Here is a 16,727-nt window from a genome sequence, read left to right on the forward strand (position 1 = left end):
CGCCAAGGGCACTTTTGCCCGCCTAGGAGGAGGCACTCATGACCAATGAACAGCTGCTCGCCGAGATCAAGGAAGCCAACCTCACCTACCTGATGCTGGCGCAGAGCCTCATCCGGGAAGACAAGGCGCAGGCCCTGTTCCGGCTCGGCATTTCCGAGGAATCCGCGGACCTCATCGACACGCTGTCGCCGGCGCAGATCATGAAGCTGGCCTCCAGCAACATGCTGCTGTGCCGCTTCCGTGCCACCGACGACATGGTCTGGGGCCTGCTCACCAACCACAACGTGCGCACCCGCACGGCCAACGACGAGACGCTGAAGCTGCACGCCAACATCGTCATGTCGAGCCGTTTCGCGGAAACCTCGTACTGAGGCGCCGCGCATTCCGCGAGCTGACAAGGCATGGCCAATCCGAAGAGCGTGCTGGGCGAGTCCCGGCAGATCGAGCGCGCGGTCCATCTGATCGAGATGGGCGCGCGCCTGCAGGTGCTGGAGAGCGAGACCGAGCTGTCGTACGAACGGCTGCTGCGCCTCTACAAGGAAGTGGCGGGCAAGTCGCCGTCGAAGGGCCAGCTGCCCTTCTCGACCGACTGGTTCCTGACCTGGCAGCCGAACATCCACGCTTCGCTGTTCCACAACATCTACACCTACCTCAACAAGACCAGCGAGCTCGAGCCGGTCGACGCGCTGATCAAGGCCTACGGCCTGTACACCGAGCAGACCGGTGCCTGCGGCCTCGAGCCGCAGCTGTCGATCACGCGCGCCTGGCGGCTGGTGCGCTTCATGGAGAACCAGATGCTCGCCATGACGCCCTGCTCGCGCTGCGGCGGCCACTTCGTGACCGAGCCCTACGAGAACGCGCAGCACTTCGTCTGCGGCCTGTGCGAACCGCCGGCGCGCGCCGGCAAGGGCTCGGGCGCGGGCGGCATCCAGCTGCAGTGAGCGCGGCGAATGCCGCGAGCCAGCCGGCAAACAGAAGATAAGGGCCCCCGCAGGGCCCTTTTTTCATGGAATGCGCGGGGCGGCTCCGAGGCCCAATAGGGGTTCCAGGAACTCGTATCGCCCCATGTCCGTCATCCTCGGTTACCTCGTCGCGCTGGGCTGCATCTTCGGCGGCTACATCATCCATGGCGGCAACATCGGGGTGGTGCTGCATGCGCTGCCGATCGAGCTGATGGTGATCGGCGGCGGCGCGCTCGGCGCCTTCGTGGTGAACAACCAGCGCAAGGTGCTGATGGCCACGCTGAAGGCGCTGCCGACGGCGCTCAAGGGTTCCAAGTACACCAAGGCGCGCTACCTCGAGCTGATGGCGCTGCTCTACGACATCCTGCAGAAGGCGCGCAAGGAAGGCCTGATGTCGATCGAGAAGGACATCGAGGCGCCGCAGGATTCGCCGCTGTTCCAGAAGCACCCGAACGTGGCCAAGGACCACCACGTGGTCGAGTTCACCACCGACTACCTGCGCATGATGGCCTCGGGCAACCTCAACAGCCACGAGATCGAGTCGCTGATGGACAGCGAGATCGAGACCCACCACCAGGAATCGCATGCGCCCGTGGCCGCCATCGCGCGGCTGGCCGGCGGCCTGCCGGCCTTCGGCATCGTGGCCGCGGTGCTCGGCGTGGTGAACACCATGGGCTCGGTCGGCCAGCCGCCGGCGGTGCTCGGCGCCATGATCGGCTCGGCGCTGGTCGGCACCTTCCTGGGCATCCTGCTGGCCTACGCCATCGTCGAGCCGCTGGGCGGCCTGCTCGAGCAGAAGGCCGAGGAAGGCACCAAGGAACTGCAGTGCATCAAGACCACCCTGCTGGCGAGCATGCAGGGCTACAACCCCACGACCGCGATCGAGTTCGGCCGCAAGGTGCTGTTCTCGACCGACCGGCCGAGCTTCACCGAGCTCGAGACCCACGTGAAGAAGAAGTAGAGCGCCCAGCGCAAGAGGCAACGCCATGGCCACCACGCCCGGGACCCGCAAGCTCCAGCCGATCATCATCAAGCGGGTCAAGAAGACCACGCATGCGCACCACGGCGGCGCCTGGAAGATCGCCTACGCCGACTTCGTGACGGCCATGATGGCCTTCTTCCTCCTGATGTGGCTGCTGGGCTCGACCGCCAAGGGCGACCTGCAGGGCATCGCCTCCTACTTCAACTCGCCGATGAAGGTCGAGATGGCCGGCGGCTCGGGCGCGGGCAGCGCCTCGAGCGTGGTGCCCGGCGGCGGGCGCGACCTCACGCGCACCACCGGCGAGGTGCGCCGCACCGACGGCAGCACCATGGACCCGAAGAAGATCGGCCAGGACAACAGCCTCAAGCTCGAGCAGGCGCGCCAGGACGCGCGCCGCATGGCGGCCCTGCGCGCGCGCATCGAGGAGATGATCGAGAGCAACCCCAAGCTGCGCGAATTCCGCTCGCAGATCAAGCTCGAGGTGACCTCCGACGGCCTCGAGATCCAGATCGTCGACGCGCAGAACCGCCCGATGTTCGACACCGGCAGCGCGATCGTGAAGCCCTACATGCACGACATCCTGCGCGCGGTGGGCGGCGCGCTCAACGGCATCGAGAACCGCGTGAGCCTGGCCGGCCACACCGATGCCGCGCCCTACGGCAACGGCGACCGCGGCTACGGCAACTGGGAGCTGTCGGCCGACCGCGCCAATGCCTCGCGCCGCGAGCTGGTGGCCGCCGGCATGCCCGACGACAAGCTGGTGCGCGTGGTCGGCCTGGCCGCGAGCGACCTGCTCGACAAGAAGAACGCGCTGGCGCCGCTGAACCGCCGCATCAGCATCGTGGTGCTCACGCGCGACGCCGAGTCGCGCCTGTTCGGCAACGCGCGCCTCGAGGGCAACGACGCGGTGAAGGCCATCGCCACCGAGCTCGCCAGGGAGCAGAAGAAGCCCGAGGGCGCCGATGCGCCGGCCGCTCCCGCCGGCGCGGCACCCGCCGCCACCCCGGGCCGCGCCCAGCCCTGAGCGAGCGCCACCGCCATGGAATCGAACAGCCAGGACCGCCAGCTCCCCGCCTCGCAGCGCAAGATCGACCAGGCGCGCCGCGACGGCCAGGTGCCGCGCTCGAAGGACCTGTCGCACCTCGCGGTGATGGGCACCGGCGCGGTCGCGCTGCTGCTGCTCGCGCCCACCGCCTTCGAGCAGATGCGCGGCACGCTCGCGCAGGCGCTGGTCTTCAACGCGGCCAGCGTGCAGGACCCGGCCGACATGCTGTCGCGGCTGTCGACCTTCGCCGGCCTGGGCCTGGTGGCCTGCGTGGTGTTCGCCGCCATCGTGCTGAGCGCGGCGGTCGCGGGCAGCCTCGCGGTCGGCGGCTGGGTCTCGAGCACCAAGGCGATCACGCCCGACCTCTCGCGCCTGAGCCCGTTCAAGGGCCTGGGCAACCTGTTCACGCGCCAGCAGGTGGCGCAGGTGGCCAAGCTGGTGCTGCTGTCGGCCATCCTCGGCGCGATCGGCTGGTACTACGTCGCCGGCTCGATCGGCGAGGTGGTGCGCGTGGTGCTGCAGCCCTCCCCCTCGGCGCTGCGCGCGCTCGGCGACTGGCTCGCCACCGGCGTGGGCCTGCTGCTGCTGGTGGTGTTCGCCACCGCGGTGATCGACGTGCCGCTGCAGCGCTTCTTCCACCTGTCGAAGCTCAAGATGTCGCACCAGGAGCTCAAGCAGGAGCACAAGGAATCCGACGGCGACCCGCATACCAAGGGCAGGCAGCGCAGCGCGGCGCGCGCGATCTCGCAGCGCGCCAGCATCACCGCGGTGCCGCGCGCCGACTTCGTGCTGATGAACCCGACCCACTACGCGGTGGCGCTGCGCTACGACGAGGCCACCATGAACGCGCCGCAGGTGGTGGCCAAGGGCGTCGACCTGCTCGCGATGAAGATCCGCGAGATCGCCAACGCCAACGGCATCCCGGTGGTGCAGTCGCCGATGCTCGCGCGCGCGCTGTTCGCCCATGCCGAGATCGACCAGCCCATTCCCTCGAGCCTGTTCACCGCCGTGGCCCAGGTGCTGGCCTACGTCTACCGCATGAAGGCCGCGCTGCGCGGCGAGGGCCCGATGCCGCAGGGCGTGCCCGATCCCTACGTGGCGCCCGAGCTCGATCCGCACCGCAAGCCGGCGGCGACGACCGCCGCCGAACCCGTCGCCGGAGTGCGCCCATGAACCCGCTCGCCCTGCGCCAGTGGCTCGGCGAGCGCGGCGGCATGTTCCAGCGCGCGGCCGCGCCGCTGCTGGTGGTGGCCATCCTCGCGCTGATGGTGCTGCCGATCCCGCCCTGGCTGCTCGACGGCTTCTTCACGCTCAACATCGCGGTCGCGCTGATGGTGATGATGGTGGCGGCCTACATGGTGCGCCCGCTCGACTTCGCGGCCTTTCCCTCGGTGCTGCTCTTGACCACGCTGATGCGGCTGTCGCTCAACGTGGCCTCCACGCGCGTGGTGCTGCTCGAAGGCCACACCGGCCCGGGCGCCGCGGGCGCGGTGATCGAGTCCTTCGGCCACTTCCTGATCGGCGGCAACTTCGCGGTCGGCCTGATCGTGTTCGCGATCCTGGTGGTGATCAACTTCGTGGTGGTGACCAAGGGCGCCGAGCGCATCGCCGAGGTGTCGGCGCGCTTCACGCTCGACGCCATGCCCGGCAAGCAGATGGCGGTCGACGCCGACCTCAACGCCGGCGTGATCGACGAGAAGGAGGCCCGCCGCCGCCGCGCCGAGGTGGCCGAGGAAGCGAACTTCTTCGGCTCGATGGACGGCGCCTCCAAGTTCGTGCGCGGCGATGCGATCGCCGGCATCCTGATCCTGGTCATCAGCATCGTCGGCGGCTTCGCCATCGGCGTGCTGCAGCACGGCCTGTCGGCCGGCAAGGCGGCCGACACCTACGTGCTGCTCGCGGTCGGCGACGCGCTGGTGGCGCAGGTGCCGGGCCTGCTGATCTCGGTCGCCGCGGCGATGGTGATCTCGCGCGTGGGCCGCGAGGAGGACGTGGGCCGCCAGATCGTCGACCAGCTGCTGACCTCGCCGCGCGTGCTGGGCCTCACCGCCGGCATCCTGGGCCTGCTGGGCGTGATCCCGGGCATGCCGCACGTGGTGTTCCTCTCGATCGCCTCGCTGCTGGCCTGGGGCGCCTGGCGGCTGTCGCGCCGCCCGCCGCCGGCCGCGCCCGCGCCGCCGGCACCGCCCGCGCCCGATGCCGAGGCCAGCTGGGACGATCTGCAGCCGGTGGACCTGCTGGGCCTGGAGCTCGGCTACCGCCTGATCGCGCTGGTCGACAAGAGCCGCCAGGGCGACCTGCTCACGCGCATCAAGGGCGTGCGCCGCAAGTTCGCGCAGGAGGTGGGCTTCCTGCCGCCCGCGGTGCACGTGCGCGACAACCTCGAGCTCAAGCCCAGCAGCTACCGCGTCACCCTGCGCGGCGTGGTGGTGGCCGAGGGCGAGGCCCATCCGGGCATGTACCTGGCGATCAATCCGGGCGGCATCACCACCCCGCTGATCGGCACGCCCACCACCGACCCGGCCTTCGGCCTGCCCGCGCACTGGATCGAGGAACGGCAGCGGGAAGCCGCGCAAATGAGCGGTTTCACCGTCGTTGATTCGGAGACCGTGATGGCCACCCACCTGTCACATTTGATGCAGGTGCAGGCCGCGCGGCTGCTCAGCCGCACCGAAACCCAACAACTGGTCGAACACGTGAACAAACTGGCGCCCAAGCTGATCGAGGAAGTCGTGCCCAAGCTGGTGCCGCTGTCCACGTTCCAGAAGGTGCTGCAACTGCTGCTGGAAGAGTCGGTGCACATCCGCGACATCCGCACCATCGTCGAGACGCTGGCCGAGCATGCCGGCAGCACCACCGACCCGGCCGAACTCGCGCGCCGCGTGCGCGTGGCGCTGGCGCCGGCCATCGTGCAGCAGATCTACGGCCCGGTGAAGGAGCTCGACGTGATCGCCATCGAGCCGGCCTTCGAGCGCCTGCTGATGCAGGCCCTGGGCAATTCCCAGGCGCCCGCGCTCGATCCGGGCGTGGTCGAGATCTTCACGCGCACCGCCGCCGAGGTCGCGCTCAAGCAGGAAGAGCAAGGCGTGCCGGCCTGCCTGCTGGTGCCCGACGCGATCCGCAACGCCATCGCGCGCATGGTGCGCCGCGCCGCGCCGCGCATGCAGGTGCTCGGCCACAGCGAAATTCCTGAAACCCACACGATCCCGCATCGGCCCGATCCTGCGAGGAGCCTCCGCATGAACATCCAACGTTTCACCGCACCGACCGCACGCGAAGCGATGGCGCTGGCGCGCAATGTCTTCGGCGACGGCACGCTGATCCTCTCGAACCGCCAGCTCGACGACGGCGTGGAAGTGGTGGCCGCGGCCGAGGACAGCCTGAGCGCGCTCGAGGCCGGCCGCGCGATCCTGCAGGGCACGCAAGGCACGCTGTCGGCGCCCGCGTGGACGCCGCCGAAGCCGGTGCCCGCGCCCGCGCCGGCCATCGCGCAACCGCAACCCGCCGCACCAGCGCCGGCCCCGCTCGCCAGCGCCGAATCGCGCGCCATCGTCGAGGCCGACGTGGCCGAGCTCGGCATGAGCACGCTGTCGTTCCAGGACTACGTGCGCGAGCGCATGCTGCGGCGCCAGCAGGAGGCCGCCTCGCCGACCCCCGCACCCGCCGCGCCATTGGCCGCACCGGTCCGCGCGGCCTTCGCGCCCACCGCCGCACCCGCCACCGTCGAAACGCCCCGCCCCGCCCCCATCGCCGCGCCCGCTCCCGCGATCGACACCGCGAGCGAAACGCAACAGGCGCTGATGGCCGAGCTGCAGGCCATGCGCACGCTGATGGAGAGCCGCTTCAACGCCCTCGCCTGGCTCGGCCCGGCGCGGCAGAACCCGGTGCATTCGAACCTGATGCTCAAGCTGCTGCGCGCCGGCTACTCGCCCGCGCTCGCGCGCGAACGTGCTCGAATCGATCGCGCTCGACAACGACGCGGCCGGCGCGGTGCGCCGCATGATGGCCGCGCTCGAAGGCATGCTCGGCCTCGACCCCGCCGCGCCCACGCTGGCCGAGGAAGGCGGCGTCTATGCGCTGGTCGGCGCCACCGGCGTCGGCAAGACCACCACCGCCGCCAAGATCGCGGCCCAGTGCGCGCGGCTGCATGGCCCGGCCAGCGTCGGCCTGATCACGCTCGACATGCACCGCGCGGGCGCGCACGAACAGCTGCGCGCCCACGGCCGCGCCATGGGCGTGGTGGCGCATCTCGCGCACGACCGTGCCGCGCTGCAGGAGCTGCTCGCGCTGTTCCACGGCAAGCGCATGGTGCTGATCGACACCGCCGGCCTCGCGCCGCGCGATCCGCGCCGGCGCGACCTGCTGGACCTCCTCGACCTGCCCGGCATCGCGCGCCTGATGGTGCTCAACGCCGGCGCGCACGGCGACACGCTCGACGAGATGGCCGCCAGCTTCAAGATCGGCGGCGCGCGCCAGGCCGTGCTGAGCAAGACCGACGAGGCCGTGAAGCTGGGCCCGGCGCTCGACACGCTGATCCGCCACCAGCTGGTGCTGCGCGGCGTGGCCCATGGCCCGCGCACCTCGCAGGACTGGAAGCCGGCGCTGGCCGCCGAGCTGGTGCGCGACTCGATGCGCGCGGCGCAGCGCTCGCCCTTCGATCCGCAGCCGGCCGACCTCGAGCTGTTCTTCTCGCCCGGCGCGGGCGAACTCTGAGGAGCGCACCCGCCCCCGACACGACATGCAGGCCGCTTCCCCGCTCTCCCAGATGTACACGCCCAAGGGCCGGCTCGACCGCGATGCGCTGATCCGCCAGCACGTGCCGCTGGTGCGCCGGCTGGCGCATCACATGATCGCCAAGCTGCCGCCCAACGTCGAGCTCGACGACCTGATCCAGGTCGGCATGATCGGCCTGGCCGATGCGCTGTCGCGCTACGAGGCCAGCCAGGGCGTGCAGTTCGAGACCTTCGCCACCCAGCGCATCCGCGGCGCCATGCTCGACGAGCTGCGCGACGGCGACTGGCTCTCGCGCGGCTCGCGCAAGAGCCAGAAGCAGATCGAGCAGGCGGTGCGCGCGCTCGAGCAGAAGCTGGGCCGCGCGCCCGCCGAATCCGAGATCGCCGACGCGCTCGAGATGCCGCTGGCCGACTACCAGAGCCTGCTGGGCCGCGTGCGCGGCACCCAGCTCGTGTACCTGGAAGACATGGGCGGCGGCACCGACGCCGAGGGCGAGTCGGGCTTCCTCGACCGCCACCTGGCCGATGCCGACGCCGACCCGATGAGCCTGCTCAAGGACCAGCGGCTGCGCCAGGCGCTGGTGGGCGCCATCGACAGCCTGCCCGAGCGCGAGCGCCACATCATGGGCATGTACTACGAGCAGGACATGAACCTCAAGGAGATCGCGGCCGTGCTCGGCGTGACCGAGTCGCGCGTGTCGCAACTGCACAGCCAGTCGATCGCGCGGTTGCGCGCGAAGATGCGCTCGCACTGACGCTCACAGGCACCGCGCCGCGGTGCTTTTTTCATCGCGCGCCGAGGATCGCGGCGAGCTGGCTTTCGAGGCTCGTGCCGGCCGCCGGAAAGCGCCCGTCGAGCGCCGCCGTGCCCACCGTGAAGCCCGCGGCGCCGCTGGCGCGGATCGCCGCGATGCGCTCCGGCGTGTCGATCGACCCCGCCACGATCACCGGCTTGCCCGCGGCCTCACAGACCGCGCGCATCAGCCGCGGCACGTCGAGCGCGGCGCGGTAGGCCAGCAGGTCCAGCCCCGCCACGCCGGGCCGGCTCGCGATCGCGCGGGCGCTGGCCACGATCTGCTCGATGGAACCGCCGAGCACGCTCGGATGCCCCGAGACCCGGCCCGCGAACGGGTAGTAGCGGATGCCCGTGCCCTCGAGCAGCGGCAGCACCTCGTCGACATGCGTGCCGCCGAGCAGGTGGTCGACGCCGAGCCGGCACGCCATCTCGACCGAGGCGATCTCGCTGTCGCGGTCGAGCGAGACCACCTCGAGGTAGCTCGAGGCGCCGTGGTCGCGGATGCTTCGGTGCAGGCCCTCGAGCGCGGCCATCGGCAGCCCGATGTCCTTGAAGCCGATGTGGCGCACGCCGGCCGCGAGCGCCGTCGCCACATGGCGCGCGGCGTCGGCCACGGTACGGTCGTGGCGCGTGAGCATGAAGATGAATTCGAAGCCGCTCATGGTCGGGCCTTTCCGGGGATTCGTTTGGCGGCCGCCAGGCGCGCGGCCATGTCGAGCGCGGCCCCGAAGCTGGCGGCGTCGGCGCTGCCGCGCCCCGCGATGTCGAAGGCGGTGCCGTGATCGGGGCTGGTGCGCACGAACGGCAGGCCGAGCGTGATGTTCACGCCCTGGTCGACCCCGAGGTACTTGACCGGGATCAGCCCCTGGTCGTGGTACTGCGCCACCACCACGTCGAAGCGGCCCTGGCGCGCCTGCATGAACACCGTGTCGCCGGGCCAGGGTCCGCTGGCATCGATGCCCTCGCGCCGCGCGGCGGCGATCGCGGGCGCGATGGTGCGCTGTTCCTCGTCGCCGAACAGCCCGCCCTCGCCCGCGTGCGGATTGAGCCCGGCCACCGCAATGCGCGGCGCCGCGATGCCGAAGGCCCGGGCGCCCTGGTGCGCGAGCCGGATCGCCGACATCTGCGCCGCGAAGTCCGCGCGCTCGATGGCCTCGCGCAACGCGCAATGGACCGTCACGAGCACGGTGCGCAGTTCGTCGTTGGCCAGCATCATCGCGACCTTGCAGCCGGTGCGCTCGGCCAGGATCTCGGTGTGGCCCGGATAGCGCAGGCCGGCGGCCGCCAGCGCTTCCTTGTGGATCGGCGCGGTGACGATGCCCGCGACGCGGCCCGCTTGCGCGAGGGCTATCGCGGCCGCGATCGCCTCGAAGGCGGCCCGGCCGCTGGCCGCATGCACGGCGCCCACGGGCGGCAGCGCCTCGAGCCGCGACGCGGCCAGCAGGTTCACCATGCCCACCTCGTGCGCCATGTCGTCGATCGACGCCGCCACGCGCAGCCTCGCGCCCGCGCCCAGGGCCTCGAAGGCCCGGCGCATCACGCGCGGATCGCCGATCAGCACGCAGCGCCGGGCCCACTCGGCATTCAGCAAGGTGCGCGCAACGATCTCGGGGCCGATGCCCGATGGATCGCCCATCGTCAGCGCGAGCCGCTCGGGCGGCACGGACTGGGTGAGTTGGGCTGACAGTTCTTGCATGAGGGAATATCGAGGACGGCGGGGCCGGACGCTCTAATCTATGCAGATGCCCGCCCCCGGACAAACGATGATTGCTGACACCAACGGTGAGCCTGGTTCACAGAAGAACCCCTCGCGCCTGCCCTCGCTGATGGCGCTGCGCTGCTTCGCGGCCGCGGCCCGGACCCAGAACTTCAGCCAGGCGGCCGACAACCTGCACCTGACCCATGGCGCGGTCAGTCGCGCCGTACGCATGCTCGAGGACGACCTGGGCCTGGCGCTGTTCGAACGGCGCAACCGCGGCGTCTTCCTCACCGAGGCCGGGCGCCGGCTGCAGCGCGCGGTGGACGAGGGCTTCGGCCTGATCGAGGACGCGACGCGCGCGCTGCGGCGCTCGGCGCGCGAGGCACCGCTGGTGCTGTCGTGCGAGCCGACCCTGCTGATGCGCTGGCTGATTCCGCGCTGGCCCGATTTCCAGGCGCGCCATCCCGAGGCCGCGGTGCACCTGGTGGCGGGCGGCGGGCCACTCTCCTTCGACGGCGGCATCGACCTCGCGATCCGCCGCAACGACTTCGAATGGCCCGCGAGCGTGCAGGCGCAGCCGCTGTTCGAGGAGAAGATCGGGCCCGTGTGCAGCCCGCACCGGATCGGCGATTTCTTCGACAACGCCGGCGCGAGTCCGTCGCTGCGCAGCGACGCGGTGCGGCTGCACACGCGCACGCGGCCGCAGGCCTGGCCGTCGTGGACGCAGCTGCGGGGCGCCTCGACCGACACCGGCGGCAGGGAACAGGTCTTCGAGCATTTCTATTTCAGCCTGCAGGCGGCGGTCGCCGGGCTCGGGGTGGCGATCGGGCCCTGGCACCTGGTCTGCGACGACCTCGCGAGCGGCGTGCTGGCGGCGCCGCTGGGTTTCGTCGCGGACGGCTCGGGCTACTTCCTGCTGTCGCCGCAGACGCCGGCCTCGGGCCGGCAGCGCCAGTTGCTCGAGTGGCTGCTCTCGGTGGTCTGAACGCTAGACTGCGCCCGCATGATCCGCGCCCGCTCCCGCAAGACCCTGTTCCTGGCCCTCGTGCTCGCATTCGCCGTGGCCTTCGCCTGGTACTTCAAGGTGCTCGCGCTCGGCTACTACTGGCTCGGCACCACGCTGGGCGCCGCGCAATGGGCCGGCAAGTCGCTGTGGCTGCCGGACTACCGGGTGGCGGTCGAGGGCCTGCCGATCCAGGGCCTGACGCGCAACGCCTCGGGCCTGACCTTCAACACCGAGACCGGCACCCTCTTCACGGTCATCAACCGCCCGCCGCAGATTGCCGAGCTCGACACCGAGGGCCGGCTGCTGCGCGTGATCGGGCTCGAGGGCGTGAAGGACCCCGAGGGCATCACCTACGTGCAGGGCGAGAGCTACGTGATCTCCGACGAGGACAGCCACCGCATGTACTGGGTGCGGATCGGGCGCGACACCCAGCGGGTGTCGGTGGCCGGCCGGCCGAGCCTGGGCATCGGCATCGACCGGCTGCACAACAGCAGCTTCGAGGGCATCTCCTGGGACGGCGTGCACAAGCGGCTGTACGTGGTGCGCGAGAAGCTGCCGATGCGCGTGCTGATGGTGACCGGGCTCGATCCCGACACGCCCTCCGCGAGCGGCTTCAACATCGACATCAGCGAATGGAAGTCCTCGCGTGCGGGCTCGCTGTTCATGAGCGACCTGTCCTCGGTCACGCTGCACGACCCGACCGGCCACCTGCTGCTGCTGAGCGACGAGTCGGCGCTGGTGGTGGAGTACGCGAGCGACGGGCGCCCGGTCAGCATGCTGCCGCTGTGGCGCGGCTTCGGCGGCCTGCGGCGCAAGGTGCCGCAGCCCGAGGGCGTGGCGGTCGGTCCCGACGGGCGGCTCTACCTGCTGTCGGAACCCAATCTGTTCTACCGCTTCGAGCGCGTGCCGAAGCCGTCGTAGTCAGTGCGCCGGCATCGAGGCCGAGCGCAGCCCCGCGAACACCCTGCGCTCGCCGGGCATGGTGTAGGTGGCGTCGGGCGCGGCCCAAGCAGCGAGGCCAGGCTGCGGTCGACGATGACGGTGCGACGCGCGACGCTGTCGCGCTGGTTCGACAGCCGCTGGGCCACGGCCTCGACGCGGCGGCGGAATTCGGCGTCGAGCGCCTCGGCCGACAGCGCGGCCTCGAGGGCGCGCGCGAAACCGGTGGCGCAGCGGCGCAGCTCGCCGCTGGCCTGCAGCAGGTCCGAGGGCTCGGCGCGGCGCAGGCCGGCATCGACCAGGTCGAGCTGGTCCTCGACTTCGCTCAGCAGCATCTCGGCGGAAGCACGGGTATCGGGCATGGCATCAGTTCCTTGCGCGGCTCAGGAATTCCTGGGCGTTGGCCAGGAGCTTGTCGGCGATGGCGCCGGAATCGACCTTGAAGCTGCCGTTGGCGATGGCGGCGCGCACCGCCGCCACCTTCGCCTCGTCGATGCCGTTGCCGGCCGTGGCGGCGGCCTCCAGCGTGCGGGCCGAGGCCGACACGCTGACCGGCGTGCCGGTGGCGTCGCCGGCATCGGCCACCGCGGGCGTGGCGCCCCGGCCGGTCTTCGCGGCCGCGGTCACGCCGGTGGCGGCCGCGACGGCGGGATCTTGCAACGGGTTGATCTTCATGGCGGCTCCTGGCCCCGGGCGGGGGCTTCGTCCCCAGGATTTCGACCGCCGTTCGACGGACTTGAGGACTTTTTCGAAGTTTTTTGCGCCGCGCCGCTCACATCGACAGGCGCACGGTGCGCGGATCCTGCACCACGCCGGTGGTGATGCGGCCATTTTCCATGCGGATGCGCACCATCTGGCCGACCACGCCCGGCGTCAGCGCCTGGGCCTCGGTGGCGATCTCGAAACCCTGGCCCTGGGCCACCACGCGCACCTGGGTGCCGGCGGCGAAAGCCTGGGCCGGCTTCACCATCGACTGGCGCAGCGGCTGGCCGGCCTGCAGCGAGCGCGAGGCGACCTGCCCCACCCACTGGGCGGCATCGGCCATCACCGGCGAGGGCTCGGCGGCCCAGTCGGCCTCGGCCTCGACCGCGTCGGCCGCGCTCAGCACGGTGCCGGGCAGCACGTTGTCGCGCAGCACCCAGGCCGGGCCGAAGGCCTTGATGGTGACCGGCAGGAAGACGTTCCAGCGCGCGCCGCCCTCGACGCAGCGCAGTCCGAGCCGGGTGCGGCCCCACAGGCGCAGGCCGGTCGGGATGTAGGGCTCGACGCGGCTGCAGGGTGCCAGGCGCAGCCGGTTGTCGAGCGCGCCGATGGCGACCTCCATGCGCAGCGGCGCGGGATTGGCCGACTGGGCCTGGGCCACGGCGTCGTCGAGCCACTGGCGGGTGCTGGCGGCGAAGGCCTCGCCGGCTTCGGCGCCTTCGGACGGCGCCTGCTGGGCGAAGGCGCTGAAGGCGGTGCAGGCGGCGAGCAGCAGCGCGCCGGCGGCGAGATGGAATGCGGGGATGGCCATGGGCTCCTCCGGGGTGTGCAGGGACGGAAATGCGGAACGCGCGTGCCTCGGCCCACCGCAGCGCGACCCGCACTGTAGGCAGTCCGCCCCGACCCCAAAGCCGCGATAAGGCCGAAAAAGCCGCCTTTCATCCGCGCTTCCGAAATCGGCGCGGCTCCCACAATTTCCGCACGGGCGCTCACGCCCACACCCTTCGCGAGGACCCTGGCCCATGCTCGACAAACTGACGAACTCACTGGATTTCCAGGCGAAAGCGCTGGTGCTGCGTGCCGACCGCCAGCGCGACATCGCGAGCAACATCGCCAACGCCGACACGCCCGGCTACGCGGCGCGCGACTTCAGCTTCGCCGACGCGATGCGCGAGGCCACGGGCGGCGGCACGCCGCGCGCCGCCTCGGGTGCCAGCGCCGATGGGCGCACCGACGCGCGCCACATCCCGCTGACCTCGGGCGGCGGAACCGGCGGCAGCGGCGCCAGTGGCGCCACTGGTGGTTACGCGGTCCAGACCCAGCCCTCGCTCGACGGCAACAGCGTCGATCTCGACCGCGAGCGCGCCGCCTTCGCCGACAACGCGGTGCGCTACGAGGCCACGCTGCGCTTCATCAACGGCCAGGGCAAGACGCTGCTCGCGGCCATCCAGGGGCAATAAGCCATGTCGATGTTCTCGATCTTCGGCATCTCCGGCAGCGCGGTCAGCGCGCAGTCGCAGCGCCTGAACGTGGTGGCCAGCAACCTGGCCAATGCCGACGCGGTGGCCGGCCCCGACGGCCAGCCCTACAAGGCGCGCCAGGTGGTGTTCCAGACCGTGGCGCTCGACGGCGAGACCGGCGCCGGCGTGCGCGTGGACTCGGTGACCGAGAACCAGACGCCCGGTCGCAAGGTGCACGAGCCCGCCAACCCGATGGCCGACGCCCAGGGCTACGTGACCCATTCGAACGTGAACGCGGTGGAGGAGATGGTCAACATGATCTCGGCCTCGCGCTCCTACCAGAACAACGTCGAGGTGATGAACACGGCCAAGAACCTGCTGCTCAAGACGCTGCAGATCGGCCAGTGATCGCCACCCCTCCGCACATCCTTCTTCCGGACGCCCGCGCATGACCTCCACCGCCGCCACCTCCAACCTCACCGGCACCACCTACGTGCCGAGCTCGAGCGCGGACAGCAAGTCGATCTCCGCCAGCGGCACCGCCGAGGCGCAGGACCGCTTCCTCAAGCTGCTGGTCGCCCAGCTCGCGAACCAGGATCCGATGAATCCGATGGACAACGCGCAGATGACCTCGCAGATCGCGCAGATCAACACGGTCACGGGCATCCAGCAGCTCAACGACACGATGAAGAACATGAACACCCAGATGTCGGCCATGCAGGTGCTGCAGGCCGGCAACCTGGTGGGCCATGGCGTGCTGACCGAGGGCAACCAGCTGGCCTTCGACACCACGGCCAAGACCGCGGTCGGTGCGATCGAGCTGCCGGCCAAGGCCAGCAACGTGAAGATCCAGGTCACCACGGCCGGCGGCCAGATCATCGACACCGTCTCGCTCGGCGAGCTCGACGCGGGCCAGCACGGCTTCACGCTCGATTCCTCCAAGTACCCGGCCGACACGCCGCTGCAGTTCAAGGTCATCGCCACCAACGGCAGCGAGAAGGTCGATGCCGTGGCGCTGATGCGCGACAAGGTGGTGGCCGTGGGCAGCGACGCCAGCGGCGGCCTCACGCTCACGCTGCTGACCGCGGGCAAGACGCCCTACGCCAACGTGCACGCCGTTCTCTGACAGACACCCCTTCCCATCCAGCACACAGGAGCCACTCCATGAGCTTTCAACAGGCACTCTCGGGTCTCAACGCCGCCAGCCGCAGCCTCGACGTGATCGGCCACAACATCGCCAACGCGGGCACCACCGGCATGAAGTCCTCGCGCGCCGAGTTCGCCGAGATCTACGCCAGCTCGGCCGGCGCCATCGGCGGCACCAACGTGGGCCTGGGCGTGGGCGTGGCCGACGTCTCGCAGCAGTTCTCGCAGGGCTCGCTGTCGATCACCGGCAACGACCTCGACGTGGCCATCAACGGCGGCGGCTTCTTCCAGGTGAAGGCGCCCGACGGCTCCACCGCCTACACCCGCGCCGGCAACTTCGAGCAGGACAAGCAGGGCAACATCATCACCAACAGCGGCGCGCAGGTGATGGGCTATGCCACCGACGCCAACGGCGTGCGCCAGAGCTACGACGCGATCCCGCTGAAGCTGCCCACCGGCGCGCCCATTCCGGCGAAGCAGACCACCAAGATGGCGGCCGAGATCACGCTCGACGCCAGCGCCGTGGTGGCTTCCACCGCCACGCCGCCGACGCCGATCCGCACCTACGGCACCTCGCTGACCGCCTACGACGCCCAGGGCCTCGAGGTGCCGGTCGGCCTGTACTTCCAGAAGGCCGCCAACAACAGCTGGAACGTCTACACCAGCGTCAACGGCAGCGACCCCGCCGCCTCCACGCCGTTCCAGCTCAACTTCAACGCCGACGGCAGCCTCAACACCACCACCTCGACGGTGCCGGCGATCACGCTGTCCTCGCCCAACGACCCGACGCGCACCTTCACCGCCTCGCTCGACCTCGGCAACATGACCCAGGTCAACGCGCGCTTCGCGGTGTCGGACCTGACGCAGGACGGCTACACCGCCGGCCAGCTCACCGGCATCAAGATCGAGGACACCGGCGTCATCACCGCCACCTACTCGAACGGCCAGACCCAGGCCGCGGGCCAAGTCGCGCTGGTGAGCTTCCGCAATGCCCAGGGCCTGGCGCCCAGCGGCTCGGGCTACTGGGTCGAGACCGCGTCCTCGGGCCAGCCGGTGCGCGGCGCGCCCGGCGAAGGCACCTTCGGCCAGCTGCGCTCGGGCGCGCTGGAGGAATCGAACGTCGACCTCACGGCCGAGCTGGTCAACATGATGAGCACGCAGCGCGCCTACCAGGCCAATGCGCAGACCATCAAGACGCAGGACCAGGTCATGTCCACGCTGATCAACCTGCGCTGATCGAACGCACCGGGAGCGACG

Annotated in this window: 19 protein-coding genes and 1 pseudogene; 14 read left to right on the plus strand and 6 right to left on the minus strand. The window is 70.7% G+C overall.

All coding sequences use genetic code 11. The annotated features are described in order from the left end of the window. Positions 1-38 precede the first annotated feature (38 nt). The 6 genes and pseudogenes from flhD (at position 39) to flhA (ending at position 6,232) form a co-directional block, all read left to right on the plus strand. Complete coding sequence (gene flhD / locus ACHMXE_RS28305; RefSeq protein WP_057591771.1) at positions 39-371, plus strand: flagellar transcriptional regulator FlhD; 333 nt, start codon at positions 39-41, stop codon at positions 369-371. Between the two features lie 30 nt (positions 372-401). After that, positions 402-941, plus strand: coding sequence for a flagellar transcriptional regulator FlhC (gene flhC / locus ACHMXE_RS28310; protein ID WP_203205908.1), 540 nt, complete (start codon positions 402-404; stop codon positions 939-941). Between the two features lie 124 nt (positions 942-1,065). Next, on the plus strand, positions 1,066-1,923 hold the full coding sequence (gene motA, locus ACHMXE_RS28315) for a flagellar motor stator protein MotA (protein ID WP_057591773.1): 858 nt from the start codon (positions 1,066-1,068) through the stop codon (positions 1,921-1,923). Between the two features lie 25 nt (positions 1,924-1,948). Further along, complete coding sequence (gene motB, locus ACHMXE_RS28320; RefSeq protein WP_203205907.1) at positions 1,949-2,968, plus strand: flagellar motor protein MotB; 1,020 nt, start codon at positions 1,949-1,951, stop codon at positions 2,966-2,968. A gap of 15 nt (positions 2,969-2,983) precedes the next feature. Then, positions 2,984-4,162, plus strand: coding sequence for a flagellar biosynthesis protein FlhB (locus ACHMXE_RS28325; protein WP_395347542.1), 1,179 nt, complete (start codon positions 2,984-2,986; stop codon positions 4,160-4,162). After that, a pseudogene (gene flhA, locus ACHMXE_RS28330) lies at positions 4,159-6,232 on the plus strand (flagellar biosynthesis protein FlhA). The gene ACHMXE_RS28325 and the pseudogene flhA overlap by 4 nt, the downstream one beginning before the upstream one ends. A 358-nt stretch (positions 6,233-6,590) precedes the next feature. Here flhA and ACHMXE_RS28335 read toward each other — a convergent pair. Next, on the minus strand, positions 6,591-6,836 hold the full coding sequence (locus ACHMXE_RS28335; RefSeq protein ID WP_395347543.1) for a hypothetical protein: 246 nt from the start codon (positions 6,834-6,836) through the stop codon (positions 6,591-6,593). 173 nt (positions 6,837-7,009) lie between these two features. On the opposite strand from ACHMXE_RS28335, the gene ACHMXE_RS28340 reads away from it, so the two are divergent. Both ACHMXE_RS28340 and ACHMXE_RS28345 read left to right on the plus strand, forming a co-directional pair. Further along, entirely contained in the window at positions 7,010-7,702 is a 693-nt protein-coding gene (locus tag ACHMXE_RS28340; protein WP_395352843.1) for a hypothetical protein, read from the plus strand. Between the two features lie 52 nt (positions 7,703-7,754). Then, positions 7,755-8,477, plus strand: a complete 723-nt coding sequence (locus ACHMXE_RS28345) for an RNA polymerase sigma factor FliA (RefSeq protein WP_093341659.1) — start codon at positions 7,755-7,757, stop codon at positions 8,475-8,477. Positions 8,478-8,508: 31 nt separating this feature from the next. Here the strand turns inward: ACHMXE_RS28345 and ACHMXE_RS28350 are convergent, their stop codons facing one another. Then, a complete protein-coding gene (locus ACHMXE_RS28350; protein WP_395347544.1) occupies positions 8,509-9,180 on the minus strand; it encodes a 4-hydroxythreonine-4-phosphate dehydrogenase in 672 nt (223 codons plus the stop codon). Further along, positions 9,177-10,214, minus strand: coding sequence for a 4-hydroxythreonine-4-phosphate dehydrogenase PdxA (pdxA, locus tag ACHMXE_RS28355; protein ID WP_395347545.1), 1,038 nt, complete (start codon positions 10,212-10,214; stop codon positions 9,177-9,179). The genes ACHMXE_RS28350 and pdxA overlap by 4 nt, the downstream gene beginning before the upstream one ends. Before the next feature lie 67 nt (positions 10,215-10,281). Between pdxA and ACHMXE_RS28360 the strand changes: the two genes are divergently transcribed. Together ACHMXE_RS28360 and ACHMXE_RS28365 are read left to right on the plus strand one after the other, a co-directional pair. Next, positions 10,282-11,202 (plus strand): LysR family transcriptional regulator, encoded by a 921-nt coding sequence (locus ACHMXE_RS28360; RefSeq protein WP_203205902.1) that lies wholly within the window; start codon positions 10,282-10,284, stop codon positions 11,200-11,202. A gap of 18 nt (positions 11,203-11,220) precedes the next feature. After that, positions 11,221-12,144, plus strand: coding sequence for an SdiA-regulated domain-containing protein (locus ACHMXE_RS28365; protein ID WP_203205901.1), 924 nt, complete (start codon positions 11,221-11,223; stop codon positions 12,142-12,144). Here the strand turns inward: ACHMXE_RS28365 and ACHMXE_RS28370 are convergent. The 3 genes from ACHMXE_RS28370 to flgA form a co-directional block, all read right to left on the minus strand. Next, positions 12,111-12,524: a hypothetical protein gene (locus tag ACHMXE_RS28370; protein ID WP_395347546.1), complete on the minus strand. Its 414-nt coding sequence runs from the start codon at positions 12,522-12,524 to the stop codon at positions 12,111-12,113. The two genes, ACHMXE_RS28365 and ACHMXE_RS28370, sit on opposite strands and share 34 nt — an antisense overlap. Before the next feature lie 4 nt (positions 12,525-12,528). Beyond that, a complete protein-coding gene (flgM, locus tag ACHMXE_RS28375) occupies positions 12,529-12,837 on the minus strand; it encodes a flagellar biosynthesis anti-sigma factor FlgM (RefSeq protein WP_209544937.1) in 309 nt (102 codons plus the stop codon). A 97-nt stretch (positions 12,838-12,934) separates the two neighbouring features. After that, entirely contained in the window at positions 12,935-13,675 is a 741-nt protein-coding gene (gene flgA / locus ACHMXE_RS28380; protein WP_395347547.1) for a flagellar basal body P-ring formation chaperone FlgA, read from the minus strand. A gap of 211 nt (positions 13,676-13,886) precedes the next feature. Between flgA and flgB the strand changes: the two genes are divergently transcribed. The 4 genes from flgB to flgE are packed head-to-tail and all read left to right on the plus strand — an operon-like array spanning position 13,887 to position 16,706. Further along, on the plus strand, positions 13,887-14,324 hold the full coding sequence (flgB, locus tag ACHMXE_RS28385) for a flagellar basal body rod protein FlgB (RefSeq protein WP_203205897.1): 438 nt from the start codon (positions 13,887-13,889) through the stop codon (positions 14,322-14,324). Positions 14,325-14,327: 3 nt separating this feature from the next. After that, positions 14,328-14,732, plus strand: a complete 405-nt coding sequence (gene flgC, locus ACHMXE_RS28390; protein ID WP_057595352.1) for a flagellar basal body rod protein FlgC — start codon at positions 14,328-14,330, stop codon at positions 14,730-14,732. 40 nt (positions 14,733-14,772) lie between these two features. Continuing rightward, positions 14,773-15,450 (plus strand): flagellar hook assembly protein FlgD, encoded by a 678-nt coding sequence (locus ACHMXE_RS28395; protein ID WP_395347548.1) that lies wholly within the window; start codon positions 14,773-14,775, stop codon positions 15,448-15,450. Between the two features lie 38 nt (positions 15,451-15,488). Next, on the plus strand, positions 15,489-16,706 hold the full coding sequence (gene flgE / locus ACHMXE_RS28400) for a flagellar hook protein FlgE (RefSeq protein WP_395347549.1): 1,218 nt from the start codon (positions 15,489-15,491) through the stop codon (positions 16,704-16,706). The last annotated feature ends 21 nt before the right edge of the window (positions 16,707-16,727 follow it).

Source organism: Variovorax sp. UC122_21, assembly GCF_044056785.1.
Lineage (GTDB): Bacteria > Pseudomonadota > Gammaproteobacteria > Burkholderiales > Burkholderiaceae_C > Variovorax.

What these genes read in the sequence shown, in the direction of transcription:
- flhD (WP_057591771.1), top strand. Translation starts at nt 39, where the DNA reads ATGACCAATGAACAGCTGCTCGCCGAGATCAAGGAAGCCAACCTCACC.
- flhC (WP_203205908.1), top strand. Translation starts at nt 402, where the DNA reads ATGGCCAATCCGAAGAGCGTGCTGGGCGAGTCCCGGCAGATCGAGCGC.
- motA (WP_057591773.1), top strand. Translation starts at nt 1,066, where the DNA reads ATGTCCGTCATCCTCGGTTACCTCGTCGCGCTGGGCTGCATCTTCGGC.
- motB (WP_203205907.1), top strand. Translation starts at nt 1,949, where the DNA reads ATGGCCACCACGCCCGGGACCCGCAAGCTCCAGCCGATCATCATCAAG.
- ACHMXE_RS28325 (WP_395347542.1), top strand. Translation starts at nt 2,984, where the DNA reads ATGGAATCGAACAGCCAGGACCGCCAGCTCCCCGCCTCGCAGCGCAAG.
- ACHMXE_RS28340 (WP_395352843.1), top strand. Translation starts at nt 7,010, where the DNA reads ATGCTCGGCCTCGACCCCGCCGCGCCCACGCTGGCCGAGGAAGGCGGC.
- ACHMXE_RS28345 (WP_093341659.1), top strand. Translation starts at nt 7,755, where the DNA reads ATGTACACGCCCAAGGGCCGGCTCGACCGCGATGCGCTGATCCGCCAG.
- ACHMXE_RS28350 (WP_395347544.1), bottom strand. Translation starts at nt 9,180, where the DNA reads ATGAGCGGCTTCGAATTCATCTTCATGCTCACGCGCCACGACCGTACC.
- pdxA (WP_395347545.1), bottom strand. Translation starts at nt 10,214, where the DNA reads ATGCAAGAACTGTCAGCCCAACTCACCCAGTCCGTGCCGCCCGAGCGG.
- ACHMXE_RS28360 (WP_203205902.1), top strand. Translation starts at nt 10,282, where the DNA reads ATGATTGCTGACACCAACGGTGAGCCTGGTTCACAGAAGAACCCCTCG.
- ACHMXE_RS28365 (WP_203205901.1), top strand. Translation starts at nt 11,221, where the DNA reads ATGATCCGCGCCCGCTCCCGCAAGACCCTGTTCCTGGCCCTCGTGCTC.
- ACHMXE_RS28370 (WP_395347546.1), bottom strand. Translation starts at nt 12,524, where the DNA reads ATGCCCGATACCCGTGCTTCCGCCGAGATGCTGCTGAGCGAAGTCGAG.
- flgM (WP_209544937.1), bottom strand. Translation starts at nt 12,837, where the DNA reads ATGAAGATCAACCCGTTGCAAGATCCCGCCGTCGCGGCCGCCACCGGC.
- flgA (WP_395347547.1), bottom strand. Translation starts at nt 13,675, where the DNA reads ATGGCCATCCCCGCATTCCATCTCGCCGCCGGCGCGCTGCTGCTCGCC.
- flgB (WP_203205897.1), top strand. Translation starts at nt 13,887, where the DNA reads ATGCTCGACAAACTGACGAACTCACTGGATTTCCAGGCGAAAGCGCTG.
- flgC (WP_057595352.1), top strand. Translation starts at nt 14,328, where the DNA reads ATGTCGATGTTCTCGATCTTCGGCATCTCCGGCAGCGCGGTCAGCGCG.
- ACHMXE_RS28395 (WP_395347548.1), top strand. Translation starts at nt 14,773, where the DNA reads ATGACCTCCACCGCCGCCACCTCCAACCTCACCGGCACCACCTACGTG.
- flgE (WP_395347549.1), top strand. Translation starts at nt 15,489, where the DNA reads ATGAGCTTTCAACAGGCACTCTCGGGTCTCAACGCCGCCAGCCGCAGC.